Below are 11,812 nucleotides of genomic sequence, written 5' to 3'. Positions count from 1 at the left end.
TAATTCATGCTTAGCCGACTTTACTGCCCTTCTCTGATGTCACCTCAAGCCGACACGATTGCCCGAGGTGCGTCTCCATTTAGAGACAGGCAGCGCATACTTAAGTAAACACCTTATTAAACATAGCGTTATATGTCTCAATGTAGCGACAAACGGATATTATGTTCTTACGCTGCGTTCGACCAGTGCCATAATCACCGCGTACAACTCATCCCGCGCCTGTTGTTCGGTGATTTCATGACGGGTGGATGCGTAAGCCACCGCTTCCGCAGCCCCCAACATGGCCCACAAACCGGCGTTCGATAATGCTTTACCCCCGGTAAAAGGCGTCAGCGTTTCGCGACACTTCTCGATAAAGGCCACTTCGTAGGCCCGCTTGATCTGCTCAAGCTCGGGTGAGCCGACCAGCGCAGCAATAATGCCCGGTATCTCCCGTCCCTGTTTCTGAACACAATTCACATAAGATTCTGCCATCACCTGCGCCCTGGCCGACAAAGTGGCTTCACTTTGCGCTAATGCCGCATCAAACAGCGCATTTTGGCGGGCATCGAACTCCTGATAGAGCACCGCAAACAGGCCTGAACGTGTGCCGAAATGATCATACACCACGGGCTTAGTGACGTCTGACTGCTCGGCCAGTCGGCCCAGCGTTAACGCCTCCGTTCCCTCGGTACGAATGAGCTGCCATGCAGCTTCAATGAGCTGCTGGTAACGCGCCTCACGCGATAAACGTCGCCGGGGCAGCGGTGAAGAGTTTTTGTCCGTTGACATGCTTATATACCAAAGGTAACTTACCAATAGTATATTAGCGTAACTTTTCTCAGTTCAACCTGCAAGCCGGAGGCTGCTCATGCATACCCTTATTGTCGTTTCTCATCCCGATCGCCAGTCATTGACACATCTCGTCGCCAGACAACTCGCAGAGGGCATCGAGTCAACAGGTGGCAGCATTGAGATCGCCGATCTTGCCGCCGAAGGATTTGACCCGCGTTTTACCGCCGATGATGTAGCCGCGTTCCGCCAGCAGGGATCGGTAACAGAGGAGATCGTTGCGCAACACGCCAGGATCGACCGCGCGGACACCCTTGTACTGGTTTATCCGATTTACTGGTGGTCGATGCCTGCACAGCTAAAAGGCTGGATTGACCGCGTATTTACTCAAGGCTGGGCTTATGACGCCGATGACGATGGCCGCCTGGTAAAAAAACTGCAACACCTTAAGGTGCATCTGGTCGCCATTGGCGCGGGCGATATGCGTACTTACGCCCGTCACGGTTACTTTGCCGCCATGAGAACGCAGATCGATCACGGGATTTTCGATTTCTGTGGTGCGGAGGTGCTGACCTCTGAACTGTTGTTACAAATGCCCGGAGATGCGCTAAGCGCTGAACTGCAAAATGTGAGCGAGCTGGGAAGGAAAATGGGGCTGGTGTAAACGAAATAAAAGACGAAAAAAAACCTGCTTTTTCAAGCAGGTTTCTTAAATTGGTAGCGAGTAGGATTACGGCTCTTCGAGCCGCCCTGCGGGCCGTTGCTGAAGCAACGTTGTCTCGCTTCGCTCGGCTCAAACCTCCTTCGGAGATTCTCATCCTCATTATGTACAGACGAAAAAAAACCTGCTTTTTCAAGCAGGTTTCTTAAATTGGTCGGCGAGAGAGGATTACGGCTCTTCGAGCCGCCCTGCGGGCCGTTGCTGAAGCAACGTTGTCTCGCTTCGCTCGGCTCAAACCTCCTTCGGAGGTTCTCATCCTCATTATGTACAGACGAAAAAAAACCTGCTTTTTCAAGCAGGTTTCTTAAATTGGTCGGCGAGAGAGGATTACGGCTCTTCGAGCCGCCCTGCGGGCCGTTGCTGAAGCAACGTTGTCTCGCTTCGCTCGGCTCAAACCTCCTTCGGAGGTTCTCATCCTCATTATGTACAGACGAAAAAAAACCTGCTTTTTCAAGCAGGTTTCTTAAATTGGTCGGCGAGAGAGGATTCGAACCTCCGACCCACTGGTCCCAAACCAGTTGCGCTACCAAGCTGCGCTACTCGCCGAATACTTCTGTAATGCCACTACTTTTCTTTTTTTTATCGCTCAAAACTCTCAGGTTTTAAGCAAAAACCCCGCCACAGCAGGGTTTTCTAAATTGGTCGGCGAGAGAGGATTCGAACCTCCGACCCACTGGTCCCAAACCAGTTGCGCTACCAAGCTGCGCTACTCGCCGAATACTTCTGTAATGCCACTACTTTTCTTTTTTTTATCGCTCAAAACTCTCAGGTTTTAAGCAAAAACCCCGCCACAGCAGGGTTTTCTAAATTGGTCGGCGAGAGAGGATTCGAACCTCCGACCCACTGGTCCCAAACCAGTTGCGCTACCAAGCTGCGCTACTCGCCGAATACTTCTGTAATGCCACTACTTTTCTTTTTTTTATCGCTCAAAACTCTCAGGTTTTAAGCAAAAACCCCGCCACAGCAGGGTTTTCTAAATTGGTCGGCGAGAGAGGATTCGAACCTCCGACCCACTGGTCCCAAACCAGTTGCGCTACCAAGCTGCGCTACTCGCCGAATACTACGGCACTGCTTTACTGCTTAGATTTTGTGGTGCGAAGAGAGGGACTTGAACCCTCACGTCCGTTAAGACACTAACACCTGAAGCTAGCGCGTCTACCAATTCCGCCACCTTCGCATACGACAAAATCTTGTACTTAAAGTCTGGGGTGGCTAATGGGACTCGAACCCACGACAACTGGAATCACAATCCAGGGCTCTACCAACTGAGCTATAGCCACCATACCTGACTTCTTTACTGCTTCTTTCTACTACTGACTAACGCGGTAAATGTTACCACCGCCGCTCATATGCGCACAAAATAAATGGTGCGCCCGACAGGATTCGAACCTGAGACCTCTGCCTCCGGAGGGCAGCGCTCTATCCAGCTGAGCTACGGGCGCGTAGCGCCGTTGCGGATGTGCATACTACGGAGGAGAGCCCTGACTGTCCAGTGCTTTTTTCACAAAAAAACGCGTTTGATTACGCTTTGTGCATTACGTCTAAAGTAGCAGCGTTTTTCGGCCTTTTCACCCGGTTAAATCGCATAAAAGACCTTTCAGTGACAACAATGACTGATTGATTAAAGATCGCCGCGCCAGTGATATTTGAGGTATTTCAGCAATCTGAGCTGACGTTTCAGGCGTGAAGGCTGTGAAATCAGGCGATACAGCCACTCAAGGCCCATTCGCTGCCATATCTTAGGCGCACGCTTCACCTGGCCGGTAAACACGTCGTAGGTGCCGCCCACGCCCATATACAGCGCATCCGGGTAGCTGGCTTTGCAGTCACGCATCAGAATCTCCTGCCGTGGTGACCCCATCGCCACCGTCACCAGTTTCGCGCCGCTCTCCCGGATGCGCGTAAAGAGTGCATCGCGCTGGTCCGGCGTGAAGAACCCATCCTGCGATCCGACAATGTTCACATTCCACTGGCGACGCAACTTATCGATGGTCTGCGCAAGAACCGGCGGTTTGCCTCCAATGAGAAAAACCGGCGTTCCCTCACGCCCGGCACGCTCCATCAGTGCTTCCCACAGATCGGCTCCGGCAATGCGCGATACCTGCGCCTGCGGATACTTCTTGCGGATAGAGCGCACGATGCTGATGCCATCGGCATATTTGTATTCTGCGGCATCAATCAACTGATACACCGCCGCATCGGCTTCTGCGGTCAGCACTTTCTCCGCGTTGATCGCTACCAGCGTGCCGGTTTTCAGCTCACCCTGTTGATTGAGGTAATCAACAAACTGCGCCATATCACTAAAGCCTGACAGCGTTATCCCGCGGATCCGATATTGCGGCACGGTTACAGAAACACTCATGGACATTCCTTCAAAACAAATCGCCTGGCAAGCGTTACGGTTGGGTCGACAGCGGACGAACCGGAACACGGGCACGGATTAAACCCGCGGTGTCCAGCAGCCAGTACAGCAGCTTCGCCACCACCACACAGAACGCGAAAATCACGCAGAAGAACACCACGCGCGAAACAAATGAATCCAGCCCTTCCCGTGCCAGCACGATCATGTTGAACACGGCACCAAAGCAGAAGCTTTGCAGAATCGCTGCTTTATAGCGATTCTGCTCTTGCTGGCCTTTTTCGTATAACCAGTCGAACCACTTAATAATCAGCCCAACGCCAACCGCCCCCAGCGGAATAAACAGCGCCCCGCCCATCACCACCAGCGAACCGATTAATGTGGGCGAGATGGCCAGCCCGGAGTGGTTATCCAGCACTTCCCACGTAAAGTAGTTCGCGCTGTTGAGCACAATGGAAGGACGGTCATGCCACAACCAACTGGGAATAAACACGTAGAAGTCACGCCAGATTGGTGCCAGCCCCTGGAAATCGATTTTGTCATAATTTTGCAGCAGCAGGCCAAGGTTCTCCCACGGCGAGAAGGTATCGCGGGTCAGATAGAGGAAGGTGTAAAACGCCTCCGCGCCGCTAACATCGAGGTTATAGCGCTTCAGCGCCAGCCAGAACATGCCGACAATCCCGCCAATCCCCGCCAGCACTAGCATCCACAGGGTAATCCAGCCACGAATAATGCCGATAAACAGGAACAGGGCAAAAGCAATAATGATGTTGGCGCGGGTGCCCCCAACAATCATGTACGTCAGCAGCCCAAACGCTACGGTACTGACCAGAAACAGCAGCCAGCTCCGCTTGTCCTGCTTGAGGAAGTAGATCACCAGCATCGCCGGGATAAAGAAGTAGAAGAAACGCTTCAACGCCACGCCGGAGACATCCGCCGAGAAAATCTGGCTGTAGCTGTGCAGCTTGAAGAGCAGGAAACCATTGTGCAGGAAGAACACACTGACGGTTCCCAGCGCTACCAGCGCCAGAATGCCCCAGGTCAGATGGGCTTCAATACGGTTAATCGTAAATACCTGACGAGGGGGTGCCCGATGCTTCGCCCGCAGCCGGGTTTTATAGCTGACGTAGTAAATAGCGTAGAAACAGCCCGCTGACAGTAACGCCTGGAGCAAATACTCCGGCGGCACCACGTCAACATCAAATCCAAACACCAACATGCAGGTCAGCGGGAAGCCGAAGAAGAACGTCAGCAGAAACAGCAGCGAGAAAAATACGTTGAAGTTGAAGCGCACACGACGAAACTCGCGCCAGGTCAGCGTGAGAATAAAACCACAGCAGCACAGATACACCACCAGCAGCCCGGCAAACTGTAATAACGTCATGCGGTGTCCCCTTCTACCCGACGCAGTGCCTGCTGCCAGCCGCTCAGGTAGCCTGGCTCGAAAAAGGCAATATGTGATTTATCCAGCAACATCATCTGACGCCGCGCCTCTTTCACTGTCGCTGCATCCAACGGATCGCCCTCAAACAACACCGGCACCTGTTGTTCTGCCAGATCCTGCCAGAACGGGTTCTTTCGGTTAAGCACAAAGGGCACATTGGCCTGCATCAACAGACACAGCGTACCGATACCCTGCTGGCGTTCAAAAATAAAATAGCCAAGGTGGCAACGGGCGATCAATTGCAGATAATCGCTGAACGCCAGCTTCTCGGTCAGGAGCTCAACGACACCCGGGGCAAACAACGCCGCGGCTGCGTCGCGCACACGCTGAATATACGCCTCGTTATTGGCGGGGTAGCCCAGCGGCACTTTCACTCGCACATTATCGCCAAACTGCTGATGGATGGACTGCAATGCCTGAATATGTCGGTTGCTGGCATCCCCTGAATTACCGAGCAGAAGGGTCAGCTGCCCCTGCGGCTCATCACTGCTTTGCACATTCTGTGCCAGCCGTGTCGGGAAATAGAGTAAAGAAGCCGGAACCTTCGGATGCCGCTGATGAAAGTGATTAATATCACCTCGGGTGGCAAACACCTGTGCCACACGTTTTTGTGCCTGACGCCGCAGCAGATAGAACAGCCGGAATTTCAGGCGGGTCGAATCTTCATACAGATCGGCCCCCCAGATATGCCAATAGATCTGAGAGCGCTTAAGCTGGCCGGACAACAGCGCCAGCCACAAGCGAGGATTGAACTGACCGTGGCAGAAAAAGCGCGTGTCACGCTCACGGCGTCCGGTGGTAATCACAGCAGCAGCGAGCGCCGCTTTATTTGCAAAAACACGGATATTCAGCCGCGTAAAGGGCTGCGCCATCTCAGGCTGTGCGCTCACCAGCCAGAACTCGCGCGCGGCTGCCACGGGCACCACGTCATGCAGCTGTTGATCAAAGAAGCTCAACACCGTCTGGTTATGATGAGGGATGTCTGAGCCTAAAAGGTGGATTACTCTGGTCATACTCGTCTACGGTAAATAATAAAAATGCCTGCACAGAGTGCAAAATAAGCGATATAGGTCGCCATATACGCCTGAGCCGCACCGGCTGCACCATGCAGCGGGATCAGCCAGCGGGAAAAGCCGGTGAGCAAGATAAACTGGCTCACTTCCGTCAGCACATAAAAACGCAGCGATGCCTTCGCGATGACCAGATAGCCAAAAACGTAGCAACCCACTTTGAGTACATCGCCCGTCAACTGCCAGACAAACAGATCGCGCATGGCCGCAAACTCACGGGAGAACAGCAGCCAGATAGCCACATCACGCAGTAACCAGACGGTTAAACTCACGGCGGCGACCACCGGCAGTACGAAACGCAGCGCCTTCAGAATTTCACGTGAAATCTCAGCCTTATGCTGCAGGCGTGACAAGGTGGGCAGCAGATACACGCTGAAAGACGCCGTGATAAATTGCAGGTAGGCATCCGAGATACTGCTGACGCCCTGCCACAACCCAACCTGTTCCCACCCCGCATGTTGTGCCAGCAGGTTACGCATCATCATCCACGCCACGGGCAACGTCACAGCGGTGATCAGTGCCATCAGCGTAAACTTACCCAGCAGAGCCACGAACTCCGGCTGCCAGGCGGGCAGCAGATAGCGCATTGGCAGATGCTCGCGACGCACCAGCAAAACCACTGCCGGCACCACCACCAGCGCAGGCACCATCGCCAGCCCGATCAGTGCACCGCTGTAACCTCCCAGCTTGTAGCAGACAAACCATGCAGCAACGCCGGTCAGGCTGCCGATAATCAGCGACCATGCATTGCCTGCCGCATCACGAAAACCTTTCATGATCGCCAGCGCCAGATTAGCCCAGGCGATGCCCATCTGCAGGAAGGCGACGATACGGATCACCTGCTGATAGCGGTCATGGCCAAACAGTGCATGACTGATGGGCGCAGCGAACAACAGGAACACCAGCGCCAGCAGCAATGAGAATCCCAGCACCATTGACGATGCAGTGCCAGTAACGGCACGCAGCTGTTCAGGCTGCTGCTGATACTGCGCCACATACTTTGTGACGCCGTTAAAAATGCCGGCTCCGGCCAGTACGCCGAGCACGGTAATCAATTGACGAAAATTCCCCGCCTGTCCGACACCCGCCGGCCCGTAAGAGACCGCCAGCATTTTCACCACCAGCAAACCGGCGACAATTTTTACCAGCGTGGAGGCTGCCGTCCACACTGACGCTTTTGCCAGTGACATATCAGGAGAAATAGCTCAGTAAGGAGTTGATCACCGTTTTCTGATTATTATCAGAAAGGTTATAGAACAGCGGCAAACGAAGCAGGCGATCGCTCTCTGTCTGGGTGAAATGGTCTTCACCGTGGAAACGGCCAAAGCGCTGCCCCGCGGGTGAGCTGTGCAGCGGAATATAGTGGAACACCGCCAGGATTTCGGCCTCTTTCAGCCATGCAATCAGCGCGCTGCGGTCATCATGGTCACGCAGCTTCAGATAAAACATATGGGCATTGTGTTCACAGTCGGCGGGTATGCTAGCCAGCTCAATGCGCCCACGTGCGGCCAACGGCTGCAACGCATCGTGGTAGGTCTGCCACAGGCGCAAACGTTGCTGGTTAATGCGTTCCGCTGCCTCCAGCTGCGCCCAGAGATATGCTGCCTGCAAATCCGCCATCAGGTAGCTGGAGCCGATATCACGCCAGGTGTATTTATCCACCTGGCCGCGGAAAAACTGGCTGCGGTTGGTCCCTTTTTCACGAATGATTTCAGCACGCTCGACCAGGGACGCGTCGTTGACCAGCGTCGCACCGCCTTCACCACCCGCGGTATAGTTTTTAGTTTCGTGGAAGCTAAAGCAGCCGATATGACCGATGCTGCCCAGCGCCCGGCCTTTGTAAGTCGACATCACGCCCTGCGCAGCATCTTCCACCACCCACAGTTGGTGCTTTTTCGCCAACGCCATAATGGTGTCCATCTCGCAGGCAACGCCCGCGTAATGTACCGGCACAATGGCTTTGGTTTTATCGGTGATCGCGGCTTCTATCAGGCACTCATCGATGTTCATGGTATCCGGACGCACATCGACAAACACAATCGTTGCACCGCGCAGCACGAAGGCGTTGGCCGTAGAGACAAACGTGTAGCTCGGCATGATCACTTCATCACCGGGCTGAATGTCGATCAGGATGGCCGCCATCTCCAGCGATGCGGTGCAGGAGGGGGTCAGCAGGACTTTGCGGCTGCCGAAGCGCTGCTCCATCCACTGTTGGCAGCGACGGGTAAAACCGCCGTCGCCGCAGAGTTTGCCGCTGCCCATTGCCGACTGCATATATTCAAGTTCAGTTCCCACCACCGGTGGCGCATTAAACGGAATCATGGCGTTTCCCTGTATAACCAGTAGGCGGTGCGTTCAATCACGCCACCGCAGCGAAGATAGAGTCGCAGCGCGGCAACATTGCCCAGTTGCGTTGCGACATGAAGCCGTGTCAGTCGGCGCGCGCGGCACCAGTCATTAGCTGCGTTCATCAGCCGCTGGCCAATGCCCAGCCCCTGCGCGGCTGGCACTACAGCCAGCAGGCCAATGCGTGCCGTGCCGTCTTCCAGCTCACGCAGCGACACAAAGCCCTGCATCGCGCCCTGCTCATCCACCGCCAGCAGGCACTGGTGATCAAAGGTGCCGCGTACGGCATTTTCCACCCACTGCGCATAAAAACGCCCGCTGTCGCCCGGCGCATACCAGGGCGCGCGAAAACGGCTGTAGATGAACGCTTCTTCAGCCACCTGCCGCAGCATGGGGATATGCTCAGAGCGGGCAATACGAATGCCCGTCGGGCGTTCAACAGGGGTGATACCCAGCACGCAGTCTGCTTCCCCTTCCACCAGGCGAAACCCCAACGCGCTCAGGGCATCCAGCTCTGAACTCTGTTGAGCCAGTACTTTGACCTGCACCAGCGTATAGCTGTCGAGTTGCGCGCTATCCAGCGGTGTATCACCGTGCAATTCAAGCAGGGCACTGTGACATCCAAAGAAGGCGTTTTCCCACGCCAGGGGTTTAAGCGTCGCTTTCACTAACGCCAGACACCTTTCGTATCAACAATCCATTGCTGGCTGACGGCTGTCGGATCAATGGCTTTAAAATCACGATGGTCCACCAGCATCACCAGCACATCGGCCTGTTGCAGCGCATCGTCCAACGTCATCAGCGTCACGCTGTCCTGCAATTTTGCCGGAAGTTGCTGCACGTTAGGCTCCACCACCAGCGTGGTGCCCTGATGCCAGTCGGCAATCATTTTGGTGACCTGTACCGCCGGGCTTTCCCGCAGATCATCAATATCGGGTTTAAACGCCAGACCAAAGCAGGCGATTTTCAGCTCGCTGGCGCGTTTGTTGTTGCTCATCAGGCAGTCGGCCACCTGGCGCTGAACCTGCTCCAGCACCCAGTGCGGCTTGCTGTCGTTGACTTCACGCGCGGTACGGATCAAACGTGCTTGTACCGGATTCTGTGCCACGATAAACCATGGATCGACCGCAATGCAGTGCCCGCCTACACCCGGTCCAGGTTGCAGAATATTGACACGCGGGTGGCGATTGGCCAGCCGGATCAACTCCCAGACGTTAATACCCTGATCGGCCGCGATCAGTGACAGCTCGTTCGCGAAGGCAATATTGACGTCGCGGAAGCTGTTTTCGGTTAATTTGCACATCTCAGCGGTGCGCGAGTTAGTCACCACGCACTCGCCTTCCAGGAAAATGTTGTACAGCTCGCAGGCGCGCTGTGAACAGCGTGGCGTCATACCACCAATCACACGGTCGTTTTTAAACAGTTCAACCATCACCTGGCCAGGTAACACGCGCTCCGGGCAGTAGGCCACCTGGATATCCGCGTTTTCACCGGCCTGCTGTGGGAACGTCAGATCCGAGCGAGCCGCCGCCAACCATGCCGCCATCTGTTCGGTAGCGCCAACAGGTGAGGTCGATTCCAGGATCACCAGATCACCCTTTTTTAACACCGTGGCAATCGACACGGCCGCCGCCTGCACGTAAGCCATATCCGGCTGGTGCTCGCCTTTAAAGGGTGTCGGCACAGCAATCAGATAAGCATCGGCAGCCTGTGGTTGCATAGCTGCGCGTAACCACCCGCCTTCAACGGCCGTTTTCACCACGCGATCGAGGTCCGGTTCGACAATGTGGATCTCGCCACGGTTGATGGTTTCGACCGCGTGCGCATTGATATCAATGCCGATCACCTGCTTCTGGCGCGAAGCAAAAGCGGCAGCGGTAGGCAGGCCGATGTAACCCAGACCGATCACTGAAATAGTATTGAAACTCATAATGTTATCCGATTATTTTTGAGAGCCTGCACAATACGCTGGCAGGCCAGCCCGTCACCATAAGGGTTATGGGCGCGGCTCATTGCATGCCACGCGTCCTCATCGGTGAGCAGACGGGTCACTTCGCTGACGATCTTCGCGCCGTCTGTGCCCACCAGTTTGACGGTGCCTGCTGCCAGCGCCTCAGGGCGTTCGGTGGCATCACGCATCACCAGCACCGGTTTACCGAGCGATGGCGCTTCTTCCTGAATACCACCGGAATCCGTCAGGATCAGCCAGGCGCGATCCATCAGCCAGACAAAAGGCAGGTACTCCTGCGGTTCAATTAAAATAATATTATCTATACCGCGCAGAATGCGGTTTACCGGCTCGCTGACATTCGGGTTGAGATGCACGGGATAGACAATCTGCGTGTCGGGGTGCAGACGTGCAATTTCAGCCAGCGCGTTACAGATACGCTCAAAGCCGCCACCGAAACTTTCACGACGGTGGCCGGTGACCAGAATCAACTTTTTATCCGCATCCAGGAACGGGTAGCGAGCTGCCAGGCTATTTCTCAGCGCATCGTCACTGAGTACGCGATCACGCACCCAGAACAGCGCATCAATCACGGTGTTGCCCGTCACGAAAATACGGGATGCGGGCAGATTTTCACGCAACAGATTCTGCTGCGAACTGGCGGTCGGGGTGAAGTGGTAGCTGGCAAGATGACCGGTCAGCGTACGGTTCGCTTCTTCTGGCCACGGCGACCAAAGATCACCCGTGCGCAGCCCCGCTTCCACGTGCCCCACCGGAATTCGGTGGTAAAACGCCGCGAGGCTGGCAGCCAGCGTAGTCGTGGTATCGCCGTGAACCAGCACCACATCTGGGGTGAAATCGGCAAATACCGTCTTCAAACCCTCCAGAATACGGCTGGTGATCTCGGTCAAACCCTGGCCTGGTTGCATGATATTAAGATCGTAATCCGGCACGATGGAAAACAGGTGCAATACCTGATCGAGCATTTCCCTATGCTGTGCGGTCACGCATAAGCGCGACTCAATGTCCTCATCCTGCGCCAGCGCATGCACCAGAGGTGCCATTTTTATCGCTTCGGGACGCGTGCCAAAAACCGTTAATACTTTCACCGTGACTCTCTTAATTCGAAATGGTTTAACAGCACTTATTCAGT

General features: G+C 54.9%; 10 protein-coding genes, 7 tRNA genes and 3 other RNA genes. 1 reads left to right on the top strand and 19 read right to left on the bottom strand.

The genetic code is table 11. The features are described 5' to 3' along the window. Window positions 1-159: 159 nt before the first annotated feature. Window positions 160-771 (bottom strand): TetR/AcrR family transcriptional regulator, encoded by a 612-nt coding sequence (locus tag FVB43_RS21855; protein WP_133846859.1) that lies wholly within the window; start codon window positions 769-771, stop codon window positions 160-162. Between the two features lie 79 nt (window positions 772-850). On the opposite strand from FVB43_RS21855, the gene FVB43_RS21850 reads away from it, so the two are divergent. After that, window positions 851-1,435, top strand: a complete 585-nt coding sequence (locus FVB43_RS21850) for an NAD(P)H-dependent oxidoreductase (RefSeq protein ID WP_133846860.1) — start codon at window positions 851-853, stop codon at window positions 1,433-1,435. A gap of 51 nt (window positions 1,436-1,486) precedes the next feature. Here the strand turns inward: FVB43_RS21850 and FVB43_RS21845 are convergent. From FVB43_RS21845 to wecB, 18 genes are all read right to left on the bottom strand, one after another. Further along, a non-coding RNA gene (locus FVB43_RS21845) (RtT sRNA) lies at window positions 1,487-1,607 on the bottom strand. 36 nt (window positions 1,608-1,643) lie between these two features. Then, window positions 1,644-1,769: non-coding RNA, RtT sRNA (locus FVB43_RS21840), on the bottom strand. Window positions 1,770-1,802: 33 nt separating this feature from the next. After that, window positions 1,803-1,928, bottom strand: a non-coding RNA gene (locus FVB43_RS21835) — RtT sRNA. A 33-nt stretch (window positions 1,929-1,961) separates the two neighbouring features. Beyond that, a tRNA-Pro gene (locus tag FVB43_RS21830) sits at window positions 1,962-2,038 on the bottom strand. A 93-nt stretch (window positions 2,039-2,131) separates the two neighbouring features. After that, window positions 2,132-2,208: transfer RNA gene (locus FVB43_RS21825), tRNA-Pro, on the bottom strand. A 93-nt stretch (window positions 2,209-2,301) separates the two neighbouring features. Further along, a tRNA-Pro gene (locus FVB43_RS21820) sits at window positions 2,302-2,378 on the bottom strand. A gap of 93 nt (window positions 2,379-2,471) precedes the next feature. After that, window positions 2,472-2,548: transfer RNA gene (locus FVB43_RS21815), tRNA-Pro, on the bottom strand. 34 nt (window positions 2,549-2,582) lie between these two features. Beyond that, window positions 2,583-2,669 (bottom strand) — tRNA-Leu (locus FVB43_RS21810). A 27-nt stretch (window positions 2,670-2,696) separates the two neighbouring features. After that, window positions 2,697-2,772: transfer RNA gene (locus FVB43_RS21805), tRNA-His, on the bottom strand. An 85-nt stretch (window positions 2,773-2,857) separates the two neighbouring features. Then, window positions 2,858-2,934: transfer RNA gene (locus FVB43_RS21800), tRNA-Arg, on the bottom strand. Between the two features lie 179 nt (window positions 2,935-3,113). After that, window positions 3,114-3,854 (bottom strand): lipopolysaccharide N-acetylmannosaminouronosyltransferase, encoded by a 741-nt coding sequence (gene wecG / locus FVB43_RS21795; protein ID WP_133846861.1) that lies wholly within the window; start codon window positions 3,852-3,854, stop codon window positions 3,114-3,116. A gap of 34 nt (window positions 3,855-3,888) precedes the next feature. Beyond that, entirely contained in the window at window positions 3,889-5,235 is a 1,347-nt protein-coding gene (gene wzyE / locus FVB43_RS21790) for an ECA oligosaccharide polymerase (RefSeq protein ID WP_133846862.1), read from the bottom strand. Further along, the gene (gene wecF / locus FVB43_RS21785; protein WP_159338532.1) at window positions 5,232-6,308 is read right to left on the bottom strand and encodes a TDP-N-acetylfucosamine:lipid II N-acetylfucosaminyltransferase; all 1,077 of its coding nucleotides are present in this window, start codon (window positions 6,306-6,308) and stop codon (window positions 5,232-5,234) included. The genes wzyE and wecF overlap by 4 nt, the downstream gene beginning before the upstream one ends. Further along, on the bottom strand, window positions 6,305-7,555 hold the full coding sequence (gene wzxE / locus FVB43_RS21780; RefSeq protein WP_159338531.1) for a lipid III flippase WzxE: 1,251 nt from the start codon (window positions 7,553-7,555) through the stop codon (window positions 6,305-6,307). Before wzxE ends, wecF begins: the two co-directional genes overlap by 4 nt. Window position 7,556: 1 nt before the next feature. Beyond that, window positions 7,557-8,687, bottom strand: coding sequence for a dTDP-4-amino-4,6-dideoxygalactose transaminase (gene rffA / locus FVB43_RS21775; RefSeq protein WP_133846865.1), 1,131 nt, complete (start codon window positions 8,685-8,687; stop codon window positions 7,557-7,559). Beyond that, window positions 8,684-9,379, bottom strand: a complete 696-nt coding sequence (gene rffC, locus FVB43_RS21770; protein WP_159338530.1) for a dTDP-4-amino-4,6-dideoxy-D-galactose acyltransferase — start codon at window positions 9,377-9,379, stop codon at window positions 8,684-8,686. Before rffC ends, rffA begins: the two co-directional genes overlap by 4 nt. Continuing rightward, window positions 9,379-10,641, bottom strand: coding sequence for a UDP-N-acetyl-D-mannosamine dehydrogenase (gene wecC / locus FVB43_RS21765; RefSeq protein ID WP_133846867.1), 1,263 nt, complete (start codon window positions 10,639-10,641; stop codon window positions 9,379-9,381). Before wecC ends, rffC begins: the two co-directional genes overlap by 1 nt. Further along, window positions 10,638-11,768 (bottom strand): non-hydrolyzing UDP-N-acetylglucosamine 2-epimerase, encoded by a 1,131-nt coding sequence (gene wecB / locus FVB43_RS21760; RefSeq protein WP_159338529.1) that lies wholly within the window; start codon window positions 11,766-11,768, stop codon window positions 10,638-10,640. The genes wecC and wecB overlap by 4 nt, the downstream gene beginning before the upstream one ends. Between the last annotated feature and the right edge of the window lie 44 nt (window positions 11,769-11,812).

The sequence above is a fragment of the Erwinia rhapontici genome, assembly GCF_012271765.1.
In the GTDB taxonomy this organism is placed as follows: Bacteria; Pseudomonadota; Gammaproteobacteria; order Enterobacterales; family Enterobacteriaceae; genus Erwinia; species Erwinia rhapontici.
The sequence above is the reverse complement of the archived record's forward strand: the minus strand, read 5'-3'. Positions and strand labels throughout refer to the sequence as shown.

Coding starts and splice junctions, on each gene's coding strand:
- FVB43_RS21850 (WP_133846860.1), top strand. CDS start 851: ATGCATACCCTTATTGTCGTTTCTCATCCCGATCGCCAGTCATTGACA.
- wecC (WP_133846867.1), bottom strand. CDS start 10,641: ATGAGTTTCAATACTATTTCAGTGATCGGTCTGGGTTACATCGGCCTG.
- wecF (WP_159338532.1), bottom strand. CDS start 6,308: ATGACCAGAGTAATCCACCTTTTAGGCTCAGACATCCCTCATCATAAC.
- wzyE (WP_133846862.1), bottom strand. CDS start 5,235: ATGACGTTATTACAGTTTGCCGGGCTGCTGGTGGTGTATCTGTGCTGC.
- wzxE (WP_159338531.1), bottom strand. CDS start 7,555: ATGTCACTGGCAAAAGCGTCAGTGTGGACGGCAGCCTCCACGCTGGTA.
- wecG (WP_133846861.1), bottom strand. CDS start 3,854: ATGAGTGTTTCTGTAACCGTGCCGCAATATCGGATCCGCGGGATAACG.
- rffA (WP_133846865.1), bottom strand. CDS start 8,687: ATGATTCCGTTTAATGCGCCACCGGTGGTGGGAACTGAACTTGAATAT.
- FVB43_RS21855 (WP_133846859.1), bottom strand. CDS start 771: ATGTCAACGGACAAAAACTCTTCACCGCTGCCCCGGCGACGTTTATCG.